Source organism: Streptomyces luomodiensis (assembly GCF_031679605.1).
Classification (GTDB): domain Bacteria; phylum Actinomycetota; class Actinomycetes; order Streptomycetales; family Streptomycetaceae; genus Streptomyces; species Streptomyces luomodiensis.
The window spans coordinates 5,675,119-5,697,723 of sequence record NZ_CP117522.1 but is presented as its reverse complement, the minus strand read 5'-3'; the positions used below and the strand labels follow the sequence as shown (position 1 = coordinate 5,697,723).

Annotated in this window: 1 protein-coding gene; it reads right to left on the bottom strand. The window is 72.1% G+C overall.

Annotated features, from left to right (window positions below; all coding sequences use genetic code 11):
- Positions 1 to 95: 95 nt before the first annotated feature.
- Positions 96 to 22,598, bottom strand: a complete 22,503-nt coding sequence (locus PS467_RS23870; RefSeq protein WP_311036955.1) for an SDR family NAD(P)-dependent oxidoreductase — start codon at positions 22,596 to 22,598, stop codon at positions 96 to 98.
- Positions 22,599 to 22,605 lie beyond the last annotated feature (7 nt).

Below are 22,605 nucleotides of genomic sequence, written 5' to 3'. Positions count from 1 at the left end.
GCGGTGGGAAACGTCTGTCGGTGTTCGTACGTGTTGTTCGGTACCTGTTGTGCGGTACCTGTTGTTCGGTACGTATGCGCTGTTACGCGCTGCTTCTAGTGACCGAGTTCGGTGTCGATGAACTCGAAGATCTCGTCGTCGGTAGCCGAGTCGATCCGCTCCGCCACCGTGATGTCACTGGTGGCGCCGTCCGCCCCGGCCACCGTGGACAGCAGTTCCTGTAGCCGCACCGTGAGCCGCGCGCGGGCCACGTCGTTCCGGGACAGGGCCGCGAGGTCGTCCTCGATCCGGTCCAGCTCCGCCAGCAGCGGCAGGACGGAAGCGGTGCCGTCCGGCACGATCCGTTCGGCCAGATGGGTCACCAGCGCGGACGTGGTGGGCTGGTCGAAGATCAGCGTGGCGGGCAGCTGGAGGCCGGTGGCGGCGGTCAGCCGGTTGCGGAACTCGACCGCGGCCAGCGAATCGAAGCCCAGCTCGCCGAAGGTGCGGTGCGGATCGACGGCGGCCGACGAGGCATGGCCGAGGACGGCGGCCACCTGCTCACGGACGAAGTCGGACAGCTGGAGCTCCCGCTCGGCCTCGGACAGACCCGCCAGCCGCTGCGCGAGCGAGAGCGCCGAGCCGTTCGCCGCCGCGCCCGCCGGAACCGGTGGTACGAGCCCGTGGAACAGCGGGGGGAGCAGCTCGGCGGGCCGGGCCCGCAGCGCGGCGACGTCCAGCCGGATCGGCACCGCGAGCGCCCGGTCGGTGGACGTGGCCGACGCGGCGTCGAGCAGCCGCAGCCCTTCGGCATCCGACAGCGGGACCACTCCGGTCCTGCTCATCCGCCGCCGGTCCGCCGCGTCCAGCGTGCCGGTGATGCCGCTTTCCGACTCCCACAGCCCCCAGGCCAGCGAGGTCGCGGCCTGTCCGGCCGCCCGGCGCCGCTGAGCCAGGGCGTCCAGGAAGGCGTTGGCGGCGGCGTAGTTGGCCTGTCCCGCCGCGCCCATCGTGGCGACGGCGGAGGAGAAGAGAACGAACTGGGACAGGGGCAGGGGCAGGTCTTCGGTGAGCGTGTGCAGATTCAGCGCGGCGTCCACCTTCGGGCGCAGCACCCGGTCGAGCTGTGCGGGCTCCAGGGTCTGGATGACCCCGTCGTCGACCACACCGGCGGCGTGCACCACACCGGTCAGCGGGGTCTCCTCGGGAATCCGCGCCAGCAGCCCCGCGAGCGCCGCCCGGTCCGCCACATCGCACGCTTCGACGGTGACCTGAGCCCCCAGCGAGGTGAGTTCGGCCGCGAGTTCGGCGGCCCCCTCGGCCGCCGGGCCCCGGCGGCTGACCAGCAGCAGATGGCGTACGCCGTGTTCGGTGACGAGGTGGCGGGCGGTCAGCGCGCCCAGGGTGCCGGTGGCGCCGGTGATCAGTACGGTCCCCCGCGTGTCCCACGGGGACGGCGACTGCGGCCGCGGCCTGGCCGACGGGGTCGGCCGGGCCAGCCGGGCCAGCCGGGGCACGAACGCCACCCCGCCCCGCACCGCCGCCTGCGGTTCCCCCGCCGCGACCAGCGACATGAGGAGCTGCGGGAGGGTGCGGCGCGAGGCGTGCGCGTCATCGAGGTCCAGCAGGGTGAAGCGGTCGGGGTGCTCCGTCTGCGCCGTCCGTACCAGCCCCCACAGGGCCGACGCGGCCAGATCCGCGACACCGTCCCCGGACCGGGCGGCCACGGCCCCGCGCGTCACCAGGACCAGTCGGGTGTCCGTGAAGCGCTCCTCGGCCAGCCAGTCCCGCAACAGCCGCAGCGTGCGGTGGACCGTGTCACGCACGGTGTCCGCGTCGACGGTGGCGGGTGTGGGGCCGGACGGATCGGGACGCGAGACGCAGGACACCACCACCACGCCGGGGGCCGGGGTCGGGGCCGGTGGCTCCAGGGCTGATGTCTCCGAGGCCGGTGACTCAGGGGCCGGTGACTCAGGGGCCGGGGCCGACGCCTCGGCCAACGGGCCCAGGTCCGGGAAGGAACGTACGGACACGGAAGCGTCCGCCAGCGCCTCGGCCAGCCGGAGATCGTCCGCGCCGAGCACCCCCCACCATCCGGCCACGGGCGGGGCGGGCTCGAGCCGCGGCTCGACCCAGTCCACACCGAACAGCGCGTCGCGGGGATGCGACGCTCCGCCGACGGCGGCCAGCTGCTCCGGTTTCACCGGCCGCACGGCCAGGGAACCCACGGTGATCACCGGCGCGCCGGTGCTGTCGGCGATGGACAGGGCGGCGGCCTCGTCGCCCGCGGGAGACACGTGGACGCGGAGGGCGGACGCACCCTTGGCATGCAGGGTGACGCCGTTCCACTGGAACGGCAGCCGGACGCCGGCGTCGTCCGGCGTACGGTCGGCGGCGTCGAGGGCAGCGGCGTGGAGGGCGGCGTCGAGCAGGGCGGGATGCAGGGCGAACGACGCGACATCGGTGCCCGGGGGCAGCTCGACCTCGGCGAAGACGTCCGCCCCCAGCCGCCAGGCCGCCCGCAGCCCCCGGAACGCCGGCCCATAGCCATACCCCAGATCCGCCAACCGCTCATACAACCCATCAACCGGCACCGGCTCCGCACCCCGCGGCGGCCACTGCCCCCCACACTCCAACCCCGCCGCCTCGCCGACCGCCGCCTCGGCAGCCACCGCCTCCGCGACCGTCAGCACACCCGACGCATGACGCACCCACGGCGTCCCCGAGGCAACACCCTCCCCACACGAGAACACCTCCACCGACCGCGCCCCCACCTCATCCGCACCACCCACCACCACCTGCAACCGCACCGCACCACCATCAGGCACCACCAACGGCGCCTCCAACGTCAACTCCTCCACCCGGTCACACCCCACCTCATCCCCCGCACGCAACGCCAACTCCACACACGCCGCCCCCGGCAACAAGACCGTCTCCATGACCTGGTGGTCGGCCAGCCAGGGAAGGTCCGCCACGGAGAGCCGCCCGGTGAAGACGTACTCGTCACCGCTGGAGAGCGCGACAGCCGCCCCGAGCAGCGGATGCCCCGTCGAGTCGAGCCCGGCGGAGGACATGTCCGTGGGCGCCGCGGCCTCCTCCAGCCAGTAGCGCTGCCGCTGGAAGGCGTAGGTGGGCAGGGGGACGACGCGCGATCCGGCGAAGACGGCGCGCCAGTCGACGGCGGCACCGCGCACATGGGCGGTCGCCAGTGCCCGCCACAGCGTCTCGGGTTCGGAACGGTCCCGGCGGAGCACCGGGACGCTCACCCCGGCCACACTGTCCTGAGCCATCCCCGACAACGTCCCGTCCGGGCCCAGCTCCACGAATGTGGTGACGCCCTCGGCCTCCAGGGCACGGACACCATCGTGGAAACGGACCGCCTCACGTACGTGACGTACCCAGTACTCCGCACCATCCGGCGCGCCCACCTGGCCGGAGACGTTCAGCACCAGCGGAATCCTCGGCGTCTCGTACTCCACCGACTCCGCCACCCGCCGGAAATCCTCCAGCATCCCCTCCATCAAGGACGAATGGAACGCGTGCGAGACCCGCAGCCGACGCACCCGACGCCCCCGCGCCTCCCACTCCGCCGCAACCGCTTCCACTGCCGACGCCACACCCGACACCACCGTCGACGACGGACCATTGACCGCCGCGACATCAACGCCGTCGCGCCCCGCCAGGCCCTCCAGCACCTCAGCCTCGGACGCCTCCACCGCCACCATCGCCCCACCCGACGGCAACGCCTGCATCAACCGACCCCGCGCGCCCACCAACCGGCACGCATCCCCCAGCGAGAACACCCCCGCCACATGCGCGGCAGCCAACTCACCCACCGAATGCCCCAGCACGAAATCCGGGACCACACCCCACGACTCCACCAACCGGAACAACGCCACCTCAACCGCGAACAGCGCAGGCTGGGCATATTCCGTGCGGTCCAGCAGCTCCTGATCCCCGCCGAACACCACATCCCTCACCGGCAACGGCGCGAACCCCGCACACACCGCATCGAACGCCTCCGCGAACACCGGATACGACTCATACAGCTCCCGCCCCATCCCCACCCGCTGCGACCCCTGACCCGCGAAGAGAAAGGCCACCGGACCCGTCGTCGCCACGCCCTCGACAACCAGAGGCGACGGCTCCCCGCGCGTCAACGCGTCCAAGCCGTCCAGGAACCCGGCCTGGTCATGTGCGGTCACCACGGCGCGGTGGGGGAAGGAGTCCCTCGTCGTCGCCAGGGAAAAGCCGATATCGGCCAGATCGATCCCAGGGTGCTGGTGAAGGAACGACCGCAAACGGGCGGACTGTGCGCGCAGGGCCTGCTCCGTACGGCCGGAGACCAGCCACGGCAGTGCTCCGGAGGCAGCGGCTTCCCGCCGCGGTTCGGTGATCTCGGGGGCTTGTTCGAGGATGACGTGGGCGTTGGTGCCGCTGATGCCGAACGAGGACACCCCGGCCCGGCGCGGACGCTCGCCCACCCGCGGCCATTCCCGGGCCTCGGTCAGCAGCGACACCGCACCGGCCGACCAGTCCACATGCGGGGACGGCTGATCCACGTGCAGCGTCCGCGGCAGGACCCCGTGCCGCATCGCCATCACCATCTTGATCACACCCGCGACACCGGCCGCCGCCTGCGCGTGTCCGATGTTCGACTTCACCGAGCCCACCCACAACGGCTCACCACCCGGCCGCTCCGGCCCGTACACCGCCTGCAACGCCTGCGCCTCGATCGGGTCGCCCAACACCGTCCCCGTGCCATGCGCCTCCACCACATCCACCTCACCCGGCGCCACCCCCGCACGCCCCAACGCCTGCCGGATCACCCGCTGCTGTGACGGGCCATTCGGCGCCGTCAACCCATTGGACGCACCGTCCTGATTGACCGCGCTGCCCCGCACCACCGCCAGCACCCGATGACCATGGCGCCGGGCCTGGGACAACCGCTCCACCACCAACACGCCCACACCCTCCGACCACCCCGTCCCGTCCGCCCCCGCCGCGAACGACTTGCACCGCCCATCGGCAGCCAGCCCCCGCTGCCTGCTGAACTCCACAAAGGTCGCCGGTGACGACATCACCGTCACCCCACCGACAACCGCCATCGAGCACTCCCCCGCGCGCAGCGCCTGACCGGCCATATGCAGCGCCACCAGGGACGACGAGCACGCCGTGTCCACCGTCACCGCCGGGCCCTCGAATCCCAGCGCGTAGGCGACCCGCCCCGACAGCACACTGGCCGTATTTCCCGTCCCCACATAGCCCTCGACGCCTTCGGGCAAGGCCCCCAGCCGGGAGGCGTAGTCGTAATACATCACCCCCGCGTACACGCCCACATCACGCCCGCGCAGCTCGCCCGGGACCAACCCACCCGACTCCAACGCCTCCCACACCACCTCCAGCAACAACCGCTGCTGCGGATCCATCGCCACCGCCTCACGCGGCGAAATACCGAAGAACTCCGCATCGAACTCCGCGGCACCGTGCAAGAAGCCGCCGTGGCGTACGTACGACGTTCCGGGCCGGTCCGGGTCCGGGTCGTACAGTTTGTCCAGGTCCCAGCCCCGGTTCGCGGGGAATTCCGACACCCCGTCGCCGCCGCTGGCCACCAGGTCCCACAGACCCTCGGGGGACTCCACCCCGCCCGGGAAACGGCACGCCATCCCCACGATCGCCAACGGCTCATCACTGGCCGCCACCGGACCCGGCGGCGATGCCACGGCGGCATCCGCCTTCCCGCCGAAGAGCTCCGCACCCAGCCGGCCCGCCAGCGCGGCAGGCGTCGGGTAGTCGAACACCAGCGTCGCCGGAAGCCTCAGGCCCGTTGCCGTATCCAGCCGGTTCCGCAGTTCGACGGCGGTCAGCGAGTCGAAGCCGATCTCCCGGAACGCCTTGTCGGCGTCCACGGCCGCCTCGGAGCCGTGGCCGAGCGCGATCGCGGCCTCGTGCCGCACCAGCTCCACGAGGTGTGCGGCCCGCTCCCCCTGCCCGAGTCCGGCCAGGCGCTCGCGGAGCGAGGCCGGGTCGCCGGCGCCTGCCGCGGCGGTGCGGCGGCCGCGGGTCCGTACGAGGCCGGAGAACAGCGGGGGGAGGTTCGCCGCCTGGTCGCGCAGGACGGCCCTGTCCAGCCGCATGGGCAGCAGAACCGCGTGTGCGGAGCCGACGGCGGCACCGAACACCTTCAGGGCGTCGTCCGTCGACAGCGCGGTCATGCCCGTACGGGCCATCCGCTGCTGGTCCGGATCGGCGAGGCCGCCGGCCATACCGCTGTCCTGCGCCCACAAGCCCCAGGCGAGGGAGAGCGCGGGCAGGCCCCGCGCCCGACGCCACCCCGCCAAAGCATCCAGAAACGCATTGGCGGCAGCGTAGTTCGCCTGACCAGGACCACCCAACGTGCCGGACGCCGACGAGAACAACACGAACCCCGACAGATCCAGACCCTCGGTCAGCTCATGCAAATGCCACGCCGCATCCACCTTCGGACGCAACACCGCACCCAGCCGCTCCGCCGTCAGCGCACCGACCACACCGTCATCCAACACACCCGCCGCATGCACCACCCACGCCAAATCCCCCACACCCGCGACGACCTCCGCCAACGCCCCACGATCCGCCACATCACACGCCACCACCGACACCTCAGCACCCAACCCCACCAACTCATCCCGCAACCCCACCGCACCCGGCGCATCCAACCCCCGCCGACTCACCAACACCAACCGCCGCACCCCACGCCCCACCACCAGATACCGCGCCACCACCGCACCCAACGCACCCGTACCACCCGTGATCAACGCCGTACCCCGGTCGCCGTCGACGTCGCCACCATCAGCCGGGGTCAGGGACACCACAGGTGTCAGCCTCGGGACCAGCGTCCCGCCCGCCCGGAGCGCCACCTGCGGCTCCCCGGTGCCGACGGCCTGCCGCAGCACGTCCGGGTCCGTGTCCCGGCTGTCGCGGTCCACCAGCACGAACCGTCCGGGGTGCTCCGACTGCGCCGACCTGATCAGGCCGTGCACGGCGGCGGCGGCGAGATCACCGATCTCCTCCGCGCCCTCGTCGGTGCCGATCGCACCGGAGGTCACGAACACCAGCCGCGCATCGGCGAACCGGCTGTCCGCGAGCCAGGACTGCACCAGTGCCAGGGCACCCTCGGTGGCCGTACGGACCGCCGAGAGGCCCGGGAGGTCCGGGAGGTCGCCCGCCCCCGCCGGGACCTCGTACACCACCACATCGGGCACCGTGGCACCCGCCACGGTCTCCGCGAGGTCCGCGAGCGCCCGTGCGGGATCGTCCCCGGTCAGGACGGACCACGACGTCCGCGTCCGCTCGTCGGGCACGGCCGGCGGCGCCGGGACCCACGCGACCCGGAAGAGGCTGTTCGCCGGGACCGCACCGGCGACGTCGAGCTGTTCGGGCGCCACCGGGCGGGTGGCCAGAGAGCGTACGGAGGCGACCGGCCGCCCGGCGGGGTCGGCGAGCCGTAGTGCCACCGATCCGTCGCCGTCGGGGGTCAGCCTCGCCCGCAGCGCGGACGCGCCGGTCGCGTACAGCGTCGTACCCGACCAGGAGAACGGAAGGCGCAGCCCGGTGGGTGCCGCACCGGCCAGGCTGTGCAGGACGGAGTCCAGCAGGGCCGGGTGGATGCCGAACCGATCGCCGTCGAGGTGGTCGGGGAGCCGTACCTCGGCGAACAGCTCGTCCCCCAGCCGCCATGCGGCGACCAGCCCCTGGAACCCGGGACCGTAGGTGACTCCGGCGTCCGCGAGGCGTGCGTAGAGGTCATCGGTGTCCACCGCGACACCACCGGCGGGCGGCCACGCGGTCAGGCCGGCTGCCGGGTCGGCGGCCAGGCCGAACGCGTCGTCATCGCTCGCGCGGACGGACAGTGTTCCGGTGGCGTGCCGGGTCCACGGGTACTCCTCGGCCGCCGCTTCCGGGCGTGCGTACACACTGATCGGGCGGTTCCCGGCTTCGTCGGCGGCTCCGACGGTGACCTGGAGCTCCACCGCACCGCGGTCGGGGAGCACCAGGGGTGCCTCCAGGGTCAGTTCGCTCACCTGCTCGCAGCCCGCCTCTTCCCCGGCGCGCAGCGCGATGTCCACGAACGCCGTTCCGGGCAGCAGCAGCCTGCCCAGCACCGTGTGGTCGGCCAGCCACGGATGGGTGGCGGCCGAGAGCCGCCCGGTCAACAGCAGCCCCTCCCCGTCGGCGAGCCGCACCACGGCGCCGAGCAGCGGATGGTCCACCGACGCCTGGCCGACGGCGGCCATCCCGGTGGTGGAGGAGGAGCGCAGCCAGTACCGCTGCCGTTGGAAGGGATAGGTCGGCAGGTCGACCTGCCTGGCCCCGGCGGGGAGCGACGCCGTCCAGTCCACGGGGACGCCACGTACGTAGGCGTGGGCCACGGCGGCCATCAGCGTCTCGGGCTCGGGACGGTCGCGACGGAGCACCGGGACGCTCACCCCGGCCACACTGTCCTGAGCCATCCCCGACAACGTCCCGTCCGGACCCAGCTCCACGAACGTGGCCACGCCCTCGGCCTCCAGGGCACGGACACCATCGTGGAAACGGACCGCCTCACGTACATGGCGCACCCAGTACTCCGCCCCGCCCGGGGCACCCACCTGGCCGGAGACGTTCAGCACCAGCGGAATCCTCGGCTCGGCGTACTCCACCGACTCCGCCACCCGCCGGAAGTCCTCCAGCATCCCCTCCATCAGGGAGGAGTGGAACGCGTGCGAGACGCGCAGCCGACGCACCCGACGACCCCGCGCCTCCCACTCCGCCGCAACCACCTCCACCACCGACGCCACACCCGACACCACCGTCGACGACGGACCATTGACCGCCGCGACATCAACCCCGTCGCGCCCCGCCAGGCCCTCCAACACCTCAGCCTCAGACGCCTCCACCGCCACCATCGCCCCACCCGACGGCAACCCCTGCATCAACCGACCCCGCGCCCCCACCAACCGACACGCATCCCCCAGCGAAAACACCCCCGCCACATACGCGGCAGCCAACTCACCCACCGAATGCCCCAGCACAAAATCCGGGACCACACCCCACGACTCCACCAACCGGAACAACGCCACCTCAACCGCGAACAACGCAGGCTGAGCAAACTCCGTACGATCCAAAACCTCCTGATCCCCGCCGAACACCACCTCCCTCACCGGCAACGGCGCGAACCCCTCACACACCGCGTCGAACGCCTCCGCGAACACCGGATAGGACTCATACAGCTCACGCCCCATCCCCACCCGCTGCGACCCCTGACCCGCGAACAAGAAAGCGCACTTGCCCTCCGTCGCCGCACCCTCGACCACCCCAGACGACGACTCCCCACGAGCCAACACCCCAAGCCCGTCCAGCAACGACTCCCGGTCCCGGCCCAGCACCACCGCCCGCCGCTCCAACGCGGCCCGCGAGGTCACCAGGGACCGGCCGATGTCCTGCGGGCGTAGTCCGGGGTCGTCGCGCAGGTGGTCGGCGAGCTGTGCGGCCTGGGCGGTCAACGCCCTGTCGGTGCTTCCGGACAGGACGCACGGCACGATGCCGGTCCCCTCGTCACCGCCAGTCGACGTGGGCGACTCGGCCGAGGGGCCCTGTTCGAGGATGACGTGGGCGTTGGTGCCGCTGATGCCGAAGGAGGACACCCCCGCCCGGCGCGGATGCCCGTTCTCCGGCCAGGGAGTGTGCTCGGTCAGGAGGGACACGCTGCCCGCGGACCAGTCGACATGCGGTGTGGCCTCGTCCACGTGCAGGGTCTTCGGCAGCACACCGTGCCGCATGGCCATCACCATCTTGATCACACCGGCCACACCCGCGGCCGCCTGCGCATGGCCGATGTTCGACTTGACCGTGCCGAGCCACAGCGGCCGGTCGGCCGGCCGGTCCTGGCCGTACGTGGCCAGCAGCGCCTGCGCCTCGATCGGATCGCCCAGCGCGGTGCCCGTGCCATGCGCCTCCACCGCGTCGACCTGGTCGGAGGTGACGCCGGCCTTCGCCAGCGCCTGGCGGATCACCCGCTGCTGAGAGGGGCCGTTGGGCGCGCTCAGGCCGTTGCTGGCGCCGTCCTGGTTGACCGCCGTGCCGCGCACCACCGCCAGCACCCGGTGGCCGTTGCGGCGCGCGTCGGACAGCCGCTCCACCACGAGGACGCCCGCGCCCTCCGCCCATCCGGTGCCGTCCGCCGAGGCGGCGAACGCCTTGCAGCGGCCGTCGGGGGACAATCCGCGCTGGCGGCTGAACTCGATGAAGGCCGCCGGGCTGGACATCACCGTCACGCCGCCGACCAGCGCCATCGAGCACTCGCCCTGCCGTACCGCCTGCCCGGCCAGGTGGAGCGCCACCAGGGACGACGAGCACGCCGTGTCCACCGTGACCGCCGGGCCCTCAAGACCGAAGGTGTACGCCAGCCGCCCGGACGCGACGCTGGCCGCCACCCCGGTCAGCTGGTAGCCCTCGACGTCGCGCGGCGCCTCGTGCAGCGCGGGGCCGTAGTCCTGCGACATGGCGCCGATGAAGACACCGGTTTCGCTGCCCCGTACCGAGGCCGGGTCGATGCCCGCGCGCTCGAACGCCTCCCAGGACACCTCCAGCAGCAGCCGCTGCTGCGGGTCCATCGCGAGCGCCTCACGTGGGCTGATGCCGAAGTGGGCGGCGTCGAACTCCGCGGCGCCGTGCAGGAAACCGCCGCCGGTGGCGTAGAACGTACCGGAGTGGTCCGGGTCCGGGTGGTAGAGCTGGTCCAGGTCCCAGGCGCGGTCGGTGGGGAAGGCGGACACCGCGTCGCCACCGTCGGCCAGCAGCCGCCACAGCGCTTCCGGGGACCGGACATCACCGGGGAAGCGGCAGCTCATGCCGATGATGGCCAGCGGCTCGTCGGACACGGCGGCGGCCGCCGGGCCTCCGCTTCCCGCGCCGCCGCTCTCCGGGCCTCCGCTCCCCGCCCCGGTCGCGCCGAGGATTTCCGTCCGGAGGTAGGCCACCAGCGCGAGCGGGCTCGGGTAGTCGAACACCATGGTCGCGGGGAGCCGCAGTCCGGTGACCGCGCCCAGCCGGTTCCGCAGGCGTACGGCGGTGAGCGAGTCGAACCCCAGATCCTTGAACGCGCGGCCCGGGACGACCGTCTCGGGGCCGGCGTGCCCCAGCAACGAGGCGACCTCCTCCCGCACGATGTCCAGCAGCAACCGCTCCTGCTCGGCCTCGGTGAGCGGCAGCAGGCGCCGCCGCAGCTGCGACCGCGCGGGCGCCGACTCGGCGGTACGCCGCCGGGCGCGGACCAGGCCGCGCAGGATGTCCGGTACCGCGTCGGCCTGTGCGCGTACCGCGGCGGTGTCCAGGCGCATGGGGATCAGGAACGTCCGGCCGGAGTCCAGCGCGGTGTCGAACCCGGCCATGCCTTCGGCCACGGACAGCGGAAGGACGCCCAGCTGGGCGATGCGCCTGAGGTCGGCGTCGTCGAGCTGTCCGGTCATGCCGCTGGGCTGCTCCCACAGGCCCCAGGCGAGGGACTGGGCGGGCAGGCCGTGGGCCCTGCGGTGCTGGGCGAGCGCGTCCAGATAGCTGTTCGCCGCCGCGTAATTCGCCTGTCCGGGGCCGCCGAGGGTTCCGGCCGCCGAGGAGAAGAGCACGAACGCCGACAGATCCATGTCGCGCGTCAGCTCATGCAGATGCCAGGCGGCGTCCACCTTGGGACGCAACACCGCCTCCAGCCGCTCGGGGGTCAGCGACTCCACCACCGCGTCATCCAGCACACCCGCCGCATGCACGACCCCGGTCAGGTCTCCTATGTCCGTGATGACGTCCGCCAACGCCGCACGGTCCGCCGCGTCGCAGGCCACCACCGATACGTCGGCGCCCAGGTCCGACAGCTCCGCACACAGCTCCTCCGCACCCGGCGCCGCCATACCCCGCCGACTGGTCAGCACCAACCGACGCACACCCCGCACCGCCACCAGATGCCGCGCCACCAAAGCGCCCAGCACACCCGTACCACCCGTGACCAGCACCGCACCCGCAGGCTCCCAAGGGGCCACCGTCGTGCTCTCGTGACGCACGCGGGTGAGCCGGGGCACCAGCACCTTGCCCGCGCGTACGGCCGACTGGGACGCACCGGAGGCGATGGCCGCCCGCACCACCGCCCAGGAGGCGTCGTCCTCGCCGACGCCCTCGTCGACATCCACCAAGGTGAAGCGGTCGGGGTGCTCCGACTGCGCCGACCGGATCAGTCCCCAGAGGGATGCCGCGGCGAGGTCCTTCACCTCGGCATCGCCGGGTACGAACACCGCTCCCCGGGTGAGGAAGACCAGGCGCGCATCGGCATACCGCTCGTCGGCGAGCCACGCCTGGACCAGGGCCAACGCCTGGTGGGCGATCGTACGGACCGCCGACACCGGGTCGTCGTCCGGCCCCGGCGCCGGGGCCGCCACCACCACGGTGGCCGCTGTACCGGTGTCCACGGCCTCGGCGTCTGCCTGGGCCTCGGCGTCTGCTTGGTCCTCAGTCTCGGCGTCTGCCTGGGCCAGCGTTTCGAGATCGTCGTGGAAGCGCACCCCGAGGGCCGCGGCCAGCGCGATATCCCCCACGCAAGCCCACGTCGCCGCATCGTTCGGCTCGTTACCGCTGGTCAGCGGGGCCTCGGCCCACTCCACGTCGAACAGCGAACCGGGGGACACGGCGGGGACCGCATCGGCCGGCTGTTCCGTTGACGCCGGCCGCAGTGCCAGCGACTCGACCGAGGCCACCGCGCGTCCGGTCACATCGACGGCCCGTACGGACACCGCGTCCGAGCCGGTCGGGGACAGCCTGACGCGCAGCTCCGAGGCACCGACGGCGTGCAGTACGACACGTGTCCAGGAGAACGGCAGCCCGTGGCGGCCCACGGACCGGCCGAGACCCGCACCGTGCAAGGCGGCGTCGAGCAGCGCGGGGTGCAGTGCGAAACCGGTGGCGTCGGCGCCCTCGGGCAGCCGTACCTCGGCGAAGATCTCGTCGCCCGACTGCCAGGCCCCTTGCAGACCCTGGAACAGCGGACCGTACTCCAGGCCGGCCTCGGCCAGCTCGTCGTACAGGCCCGTGGTGTCGATGGGTACCGCGCCGTGCGGAGGCCAGGCCGCCAGGTCGTCTTCGCTGCCGGTGTCGGCACCGGGCGACAGCAGCCCCTCGGCGTGCCGGGTCCACGGCGCGTCCGGCGGAGCATCCTGGCCGCGGGAGTAGACGCCGATCCTCCGGACGCCGTTGTCGTCCGGCTCGGCCACGGTGACCTGGAGATGGGTGGCACCGTCCTGGGGAACGAGCAGCGGGGTCTCCAAGGTCAGCTCCTCGAGGCAGCCGCAGCCGACCTCGTCCCCGGCCCGCATCGCCAGCTCCACGAAGGCCGTACCCGGCAACAGCACCCGGCCCATGACCACGTGATCCGCCAACCACGGATGCGACCGCAACGACAACCGCCCGGTCAACACGACACCCCCACCATCGGGCGACCGCACCACGGCCCCCAACAACGGATGCTCCACCACACCCAACCCCACAGCCGACACATCACCCGACACCACAGGCACATCAAGCCAGTACCGCCGCCGCTGGAAGGCATACGTCGGCAGATCGACCCGCCGCGCGCCCTCGAACAACGACGACCAGTCCACGTCCACACCATGGACATACGCCTCCGCCACCGACGCCAGGAAACGATCCAAGCCGCCGTCGTCCCGGCGCAGCGAACCCAGCGCCACCGCCTCCGCACCCGCCGCGTCAATGCTCTCCTGCACGCCGTAGGTCAGCACCGGATGCGCGCTGGCCTCGATGAACACCCCGAAACCCCGCCCCAGCAGCGCCTGGGTCGCCGTGGCGAACCGCACCGTCTCCCGCAGATTCCGATACCAATACCCGGCATCCAACTGCTCGGTATCGAGCCAGTCACCCGTCACCGTGGAGAAGAACGGCACCCGGGAACGCATCGGAGCGATCCCGCTCAGCTCCTCCAGCAACCGCTCCCGCAACACCTCCACATGCGCCGAATGCGAGGCGTAGTCCACCTCGACCCGACGCGCCCGCACACCCTCCGCCTCACAGGCCGCGACGAACTCATCCAGCGCCGCCGCGTCCCCGGACACCACCACCGACGACGGGCCGTTCACCGCCGCCACTCCGACCCGGCCCTCCCAGGGCTCCAGCAGCGCGACCGCGTCGTCGGCCGACACCGCCACCGACACCATCCCCCCACCACCGGCGAGTGCCGTCAACGCCCGGCTGCGCAGCGCCACCACCCGCGCCCCGTCCTCCAACGACAACCCACCCGCCACACACGCCGCCGCGATCTCACCCTGCGAATGCCCCACCACCGCACCCGGCACCACACCCAACGACTCCCACAACGCCGCCAACGACACCATCACCGCCCACAACACCGGCTGCACCACATCCACCCGCCCCAACGCGGACCCATCACCCAACACCCCGGTCAACGACCAATCCACATGAGCCGACAACGCCCGCTCACACTCCGCCATCCGCCCCGCAAACACCGGCGAAGCCCCCAGCAGATCCACCGCCATCCCCACCCACTGCGACCCCTGCCCCGGAAACACCAACACCGGCTTCCCAGCACCCGCCACACCAGACACCACACCAGCCCCACCACCACCGGACGCCAACGCCCGCAGCCCCTCCAGCAGTTCATCCCGATCACGGCCCACCACCGCCGCCCGCTCAGCCAGCGCCGCCCGCGAGGAAACCAGCGACCACCCCACATCCCTCGCCCTCAGCCCAGGCCGCTCATCCACCCACGACACCAAACGCTCCGCCTGCCCACGCAACGCCTCGGCACTCACCGCCGACACCGCCCAGACCACCGGACCACCGCCCTCGGCCGAACCCTCCACCACCTGGGAGTCATCGGCCTCGGCAACCTGCTCGAGAATCACATGCGCATTGGTCCCACCGACGCCGAAGGACGAGACCCCGGCCCGGCGCGGCCGGCCATCCTCCACGGCCCACTCCCGCGCCTCCGTCAGCAGCGACACCGCACCCGACGACCAATCCACATGCGGCGTCGGCTCATCCACATGCAACGTCCTCGGCAACACACCGTGCCGCATCGCCATCACCATCTTGATGACGCCGCCCACACCCGCGGCGGCCGCACTGTGCCCGATGTTCGACTTCAACGACCCCAGCCACAACGGACGCTCGGCCGCACGCCCCTGCCCGTACGTCGCCAGCAGCGCCTGCGCCTCGATCGGATCGCCCAGCGTCGTCCCCGTCCCGTGCGCCTCCACCACGTCGACATCGCCCGGCTCCAACCGCGCACCCGCCAGGGCGTCGCGGATCACCCGCTGCTGGGACGGACCGTTGGGCGCCGTCAGCCCATTGCTCGCACCGTCCTGGTTGACCGCACTGCCCCGCACCACCGCCAGCACCGGATGTCCGTGGCGCTGGGCGTCCGACAGCCGTTCCAGCAGCAGTACGCCCGCGCCTTCGCCCCAGGCCGTACCGTCCGCGCCCGCCGCGAACGCCTTGCACCGGCCGTCGATCGCCAGCCCCCGCTGACGGCTGAACTCGATGAACCCGGACGGGGTGGCCATCACCGCGACCCCGCCGGCCAGCGCCATCGAGCACTCGCCCTTCCGGAGCGCCTGGGCGGCCAGATGCAGGGCCACCAGAGACGACGAGCACGCCGTGTCCACCGTCAGCGCCGGCCCCTCAAGACCGAAGGTGTACGCCACCCGCCCGGACACCACACTCGCCGAAGTACCGGTCACCAAGTAGCCCTCGGCCTGTTCCGCGGCCCGGTGCACCAGAATCGAGTAGTCGTGGCTGTCCGTACCGGCGAACACTCCGGTCCGGCTGCCCCGCAGCGTGGCGGGGTCGATCCCGGCCCGTTCGAACGCCTCCCAGGAGGTTTCCAGCAGCAGCCGCTGCTGCGGGTCCATCGCGGCCGCCTCACGCGGGCTGATCCCGAAGAACTCCGCATCGAAGTCTCCGGCGTCATGGAGGAAGCCGCCCTGCCTGACGTAGGAGGTGCCCGGCTCGTCCGGATCGGCGGAGTAGAGAGCCTCCAGGTCCCAGCCACGGTCGTCCGGGAAGTCCGAGATCGCGTCCCGGCCTTGGGCCACCAGCTGCCACAGGTCCTCGGGAGTCCGTACCTCACCCGGGTAGCGGCAGCTCATGGCGATGATCGCGATCGGTTCGTCATCGACGGCGGCGGCCACGGTCACCGTAGCGGCCGGTGCGGCGTCGTCCCCCACGAGCGCGGTCCGCAGATGCTCCACCAGGGCGATCGGCGTCGGGTAGTCGAAGACAAGGGTGGAGGTGAGCCGCAGCGCCGTGGCCGCGTTGAGCCGGTTGCGCAACTCCACGGCCGTGAGCGAGTCGAAGCCCAGCTCCTTGAAGGTCTGGGTGTCGTCGAGGTGCTCCGCCGAGGTGTGGCCGAGCACGGTCGCCACATCGGTCCGGACGAGATCCAGCAGGATCCTCCGCTGCTCCTCGACGGACATCCCGGCCAGACGCTCCGCCAGGGACCGCGCCCCGGGGGCCGTCGCGGCGGACGATACGGCACGTCGGGTGGCGCCGCGTCGGGTGGGCGTGCTGGTCACGAGCCCCTTGAGCAGGGCGGGCACGGAATCCGCCCGCTCCCGCAGTGCCGCACGGTCCAGCCGCACCGGCATCACCACCGCCGACGCACACCGCCCCGCCGCGTCGAACAGCGCCAGACCCTCCTCAGCCGACAACGCCACCAGCCCCGACCGAGCCATCCGCCGCACATCGGCATCCCCCAGACCACCCACCATCCCACCACCCACCTGCTCCCACGGCCCCCAGGCCAAGGACTGGGCAGGCAGACCCAGGGCCCTGCGGTACTGGGCAAGCGCGTCCAGATAACTGTTCGCCGCCGCGTAATTCGCCTGACCCGGACCGCCCAAGGTCCCGGCCGCCGAGGAGAACAACACGAACGCCGACAGATCCATGTCACGCGTCAGCTCATGCAGATGCCACGCGGCGTCCACCTTGGGACGCAACACCGCCTCCAGCCGCTCGGGCATCAGCGACTCCACCACCGCGTCATCCAGCACACCCGCCGCATGCACCACCCCGGACAGGTCTCCTACCGTCGCGATGGCCTCCGCCAGCGCCGCACGGTCCGCCACATCACACGCCACCACCGATACGTCGGCACCCAGGTCCGACAGCTCGGCACACAGCTCCTCCACACCCGGCGCCGCCATACCCCGCCGACTGGTCAGCACCAACCGACGCACACCCCGCACCGCCACCAGATGCCGCGCCACCAACGCACCCAGCACACCCGTACCACCCGTGACCAGCACCGCACCCCGGCCATCAAGCGGCGCCGGAACCGTCAGCACCACCTTGCCCACATGCCGCGCCTGACTCATGAAACGGAACGCCTCACGCGCCCGCCGCACATCCCACACCGTCACCGGAAGCGGCCGCAGCACACCCTCCCGGAACAGGGACATCAACGCGGCCAGCATCTCCCCGATCCGCTCCGGACCGGCCTCGATCAGGTCGAATGCCTGATACACCACTCCCCGGTACTGGTGCGCCACTTCCTCGGCGGCCCGGATATCCGTCTTCCCCATCTCCAGGAACCGGCCGCCGTCCGCCAGCACCCGCAGCGAGGCGTCCACGAACTCACCCGCGAGCGAGTTCAGCACCACATCCACACCCCGGCCACCCGTGGCCGCAAGGAACCGCCCCTCGAACTCCAGATCCCGCGACGAGGCGATGTGATCGTCCTCCAGCCCCAGCTCCCGCAGCACACCCCACTTGGCCGGACTCGCCGTGGCCCACACCTCCGCACCCATATGCCGTGCCAGCTGCACCGCCGCCATCCCCACCCCACCAGCGGCCGCATGCACCAGCACCGACTCACCGGACCCCAACCCCGCCAGATCCACCAGCCCGTAATACGCGGTGAGGAACACCAGGGGGATCGACGCCGCCTCGGTGAAGGACCAGTCGGCGGGAATCCGCGCCACCATGCGCTGATCCGCGACCGAGTGCGTACCGAACGCGTCCGGCAGCAGGCCGAATACGCGGTCGCCGGGCACCAGTCCGGTGACGTCGGAGCCGACCTCGACGACGACCCCCGCGCCCTCGACGCCGATCGCCGCCTCACCCGGGTACATCCCCAGGCTGCTGAGCACGTCACGGAAGTTGAGGCCGGCGGCGCGGACGGCCACCCGCACCTGCCCCGGCTCCAACGGCCGGTCGGCGGTGGTGGAGGGGTGGAGGGACAGGTCCTCCAGGGTGCCTCCGCTCGTCGTGTCCAGGCGCCAGGCCGACCCGGACTCGACGGGCGAGGCCAGCGACTCGTCGGCATCGGCATGCCGGAGGGCGGGGGTGAGCGCCTCGCCATGGCGGAGGGCGAGGTGCGGAAGTCCCGCGTCGACGGCCGCGCGCAGCACAGCGCACGAGTCGGGGTGCCCGTCGGTGTCGAGCAGCACAAAGCGGTCGGGGTGCTCCGACTGGGCGGACCGGATCAGCCCCCACACCGCCGCGGCGGCAAGGTCTTCCACCTGCTCACCCGGGCTGGTGGCCACCGCGCCGCGCGACAGGAACACCAGCCGGGACGAGCCCAGTCGGCCGTCCCCCAGCCACCGGTGCACCACCGACAGCGCGGCGGATACGGCGTCCCGCACCTCGGCCCCGGCCCCGGCCCCGGTCCCGGCCCCGTAGGCTCCCGGACCGCCCGAGCTGTCCGGATCTCCGTCGCCGCACGCCACGAGTACCACGGCCGGGACCTGCGCGCCCGCGTCGAGCGCGTCCGCCAGCGCCTGGGCGTCGGGGTACCGGACACAGTTCTCCGGTACGACCGGCACCCGGCCGATCGCCGCATACGGCCGTACGCCCTCGCCCTCGGAACCGGAATCGGAAGCGGTCAGGGGCGTCGCCGCGCTCCACTCCACGGCGTAGAGGTGGTCCCGGTCCGCCGACCGGTCGGCGGCCTGGAGCCGGCCCGCCGAGACCGGACGCAGCGACAAGGACTCGACCGAGGCCACGGCCCGGCCGTCGTCGTCAGCGACCAGGAGTGAGACGGCGTCCGTGTCCGCAGGAGTCACCCGGACGCGCAGGGCCGACGCGCCCGCCGCGTACAGGGTCACACCGGACCACGAGAAGGGCAGCCGCACCTCGGCGCCCTGGTCCGGGCCGTCCACCGCCATGGTGTGCAGTGCCGCGTCCAGCAGCGCCGGGTGCAGGCCGAACCGGTCCGTCGGCACGCTGTCGGGCAGCCCCACCTCGGCATACAGGGCGTCGCCCAGCCGCCATGCCGCCCGCAGCCCCTGGAACGCCGGACCGTAGCCGAGGCCGAGCACGCGCAGGTCGTCGTAGAGGTCACCGACGTCCATCGGCTCGGCCCCGGCCGGCGGCCATACGGACAGCTCGGAGGCCGGTTCCACGGTGTCGGCGGCGAGCAGAACGCCGGTCGCGTGCCGGGTCCAGGACGGCTCGGCGGAGGGCTCGTACGGCACGGCCGTGTGCTCCGGCCGTGCGTACACGGTGAACGGCCGGACCCCGGACTCGTCCGCGTCGCCCACCACGAGCTGGACCTGGACACCGCCCTGCTCGGGCAGCAGCAAGGGGGCTTCGAGCGTCAGCTCGTCCACCCGGTCGCAGCCGACCTGGTCGGCGGCGTGCAGGGCGAGCTCGACGAAGGCGGTGCCAGGGACGATCACACTGCCGAGCACGGCGTGGTCCCCGAGCCAGGGCTGGGACCGCACCGAGAGCCTGCCGGTGAACAGGAGCGCGTTGTTGTCCGCCAGGCCCACCGCCGCCCCGAGCAGCGGGTGACCGGCCGAACGCTGTCCCAGCGATGCGGCATCGCCGGAAGAGACGGGGGTGTCGAGCCAGTAGCGCTCTCGCTGGAAGGCGTAGGTGGGCAGGGGAACGCGACGGGCACCGCTACCTGCGAAGACCGCGTGCCAGTCCACGGCCACACCGCGCACATGGGCGGTGGCCAGTGCCCGCCACAACGACTCGGCCTCCGGACGGTCGCGACGGAGCACCGGGACGCTCACCCCGGCCACACTGTCCTGAGCCATCCCCGACAACGTCCCGTCCGGGCCCAGCTCCACGAATGTGGTGACGCCCTCGGCCTCCAGGGCACGGACACCATCGTGGAAACGGACCGCCTCACGTACGTGACGTACCCAGTACTCCGCACCATCCGGCGCGCCCACCTGGCCGGAGACGTTCAGCACCAGCGGAATCCTCGGCGTCTCGTACTCCACCGACTCCGCCACCCGCCGGAAATCGTCCAGCATCCCGTCCATCAGGGAGGAGTGGAACGCGTGCGACACGCGCAGCCGACGCACCCGACGCCCCCGCGCCTTCCACTCCGCCGCAATCACCTCCACCACCGACGCCACACCCGACACCACCGTCGACGACGGACCATTGACCGCCGCGACATCCACACCCTCCACGTCCAGGCCCGCCAACACCTCAGCCTCGGACGCCTCCACCGCCACCATCGCCCCACCCGACGGCAACCCCTGCATCAACCGACCCCGCGCCCCCACCAACCGGCACGCATCCCCCAGCGAGAACACCCCCGCCACATGCGCGGCAGCCAACTCACCCACCGAATGCCCCAGCACGAAATCCGGGACCACACCCCACGACTCCACCAACCGGAACAACGCCACCTCAACCGCGAACAACGCAGGCTGGGCATATTCCGTACGGTCCAGCAGCTCCTGATCCCCGCCGAACACCACGTCCTTCACCGGCAGCGGCGCGAACCCCTCACACACCGCGTCGAACGCCTCCGCGAACACCGGATACGACTCATACAGCTCACGCCCCATCCCCACCCGCTGCGACCCCTGACCCGCGAAGAGAAAGGCCACCGGACCCGTCGTCGCCACGCCCTCGACGACATCGGGGCTGGTCCTGCCGTCCGCGAGGGCCGTCAGGGCGGCGTGCGGCCCCGGCTCGTCAGAGGGAAGCGTGGGGTGCGCGGGGAGTACGACCGCGCGGTGGTCGTGGTGCGCTCGGGCGGTGGCCAGCGAATAGCCGATGTCCAGCGCGTCGAGATCAGGCCGCTGGGCCACATGGGTCGCCAGTTCGCGCGCCTGGGCGCGCAGCGCCTGCTCGCTTCGGCCGGACACCAGCCAGGGGAGCGGCCAGGGGAGGATCCCACCGTCGGCCGGCCGCTCCGGCCGCTCGTCCGCCGGTTCGTCGTCCGCCGCCGCCTCTTCCACGATGACGTGGGCGTTGGTGCCGCTGATGCCGAACGAGGACACCCCCGCACGCCGGGGGCGGTCGGGGGTCCGCGGCCAATCCACCGGTTCCGTGAGCAGCGACACCGCACCCGCTGACCAGTCCACATGCAGCGACGGCTGCTCCGCGTGCAAGGTCCGCGGCAGGACGCCCTGCCGCAGCGCCATCACCATCTTGATGACACCGGCCACGCCCGCGGCACCCTGCGCATGGCCGATGTTCGACTTCAACGACCCCAGCCACAGCGGATGCTCGACCGCGCGCCCCTGTCCGTACGTCGCCAGCAGCGCGTGCGCCTCGATCGGATCGCCGAGCTTCGTCCCCGTGCCGTGCGCCTCGACGGCGTCCACCTCGTCCGGTGCGACCCGCGCGTTGGCGAGGGCCTCCAGGATGACGCGCTGCTGCGCCGGGCCGCTGGGGGCGGTCAGCCCGTTGCTGGCCCCGTCCTGGTTGACGGCGGAGCCCCGCACCACGGCCAGCACCTGGTGGCCGTTGCGCCGGGCGTCGGACAGCCGCTCCAGCAGCAGCAGACCGGCGCCCTCCGCCCAGCCCGTGCCGTCGGCGGCCGAGGCGAAGGATTTGCACCGGCCGTCCGGGGACAGCCCGCCCTGGCGGCTGAACTCGATGAACGCGCCGGGGCTGCACATGACGGTGACGCCCCCGGCCAGCGCGTACGAGCACTCCTCCTGGCGCAGCGCCCGGATGGCCAGATGCAGGGCCACGAGGGACGACGAGCAGGCCGTGTCCACGGTGACCGCCGGGCCCTCGAGACCGAAGGTGTAGGCCAGCCGCCCAGAGGCGACGCTGGCGGTGTTGCCCGTCATCAAATGGCCCACGAGGTTCTCCGCCGCCTCATGGGGGCGTGGGCCGTAATCCTGTCCGGTCATGCCCACGAACACGCCGGTCCGGCTGCCGCGCAGGACGGCGGGGTCGATGCCGGCCCGTTCGAACGCCTCCCACGAGATCTCCAGCAGCAGCCGTTGCTGCGGGTCCATGGCCAGCGCCTCGCGCGGGGAGATCCCGAAGAAGGCCGGATCGAAGGCGGCGGCGTCGTGCAGGAAGCCGCCGGGCGGGACGACGGGGGTGCCGTCGCCGTCGGCGCCGCCGTCAGGGCCCTGAAGCGAGGAAAGGTCCCAGCCACGGTCGGTGGGGACGTCGGATATGGCGTCGGTGCCCGTCGATACCAGCTGCCAAAGGGCCTCGGGGGAATGGACCCCACCGGGAAGCCGGCAGCTCATCGCGACAATGGCGATGGGTTCCTTGTCGGCCTCTTCCATTTCCCGGATGCGCTGCCGCGTCTGGCGCAGATCGGCCGTTACCAGCTTGAGGTAGTCGCGAAGAGTATCTTCATTAGCCATTCGACGC

Bases quoted from the DNA above. Each gene is read 5' to 3' on its own strand.
- PS467_RS23870 (WP_311036955.1), bottom strand. From the start codon at position 22,598: ATGGCTAATGAAGATACTCTTCGCGACTACCTCAAGCTGGTAACGGCC.